The 379-nt window shown below is 51.2% G+C and carries 1 protein-coding gene; it reads right to left on the reverse strand.

Annotated features, from left to right (window positions below; translation table 11 throughout):
- Positions 1-37 precede the first annotated feature (37 nt).
- Positions 38-379, reverse strand: a 342-nt coding sequence (locus QP997_RS09785) for an IS3 family transposase (RefSeq protein WP_284847007.1), incomplete at its 5' end; no start/stop codon positions are given.

Below are 379 nucleotides of genomic sequence, written 5' to 3' on the forward strand. Positions count from 1 at the left end.
AAAAGGGGACGCGGACATTTTGTTGGACAGTTTCGGGTCACGCTACATGAAGTTTTCGGTAGGCGGTGATACTCACACCGCCTAGACTGGTTTTGATCCGGTGGTTGTTATAGAACTCGATGTATCGCGCGATGGCTTCTTCGAGCTCTTTGGTGGTTTGCCAAACCTTGCCGTAGTACATCTCATTTTTCATACGGCCGAAAAATCCTTCACACGCTGCGTTATCTGGGCTGCAACCCTTTTTAGACATTGAGCTGACAATCCCGTATTTAGCGGTCAAACTGCGCCAGGTGCTACCGCGGTAATGTGCACCCCGGTCAGAATGAAGCACCAGGGAACCATCTGCTTCTGGCTGCTCCGCTTCAATGGCAGCAAGCAG

This window comes from Corynebacterium sp. MSK039 (assembly GCF_030232315.1).
In the GTDB taxonomy this organism is placed as follows: Bacteria; Actinomycetota; Actinomycetes; order Mycobacteriales; family Mycobacteriaceae; genus Corynebacterium.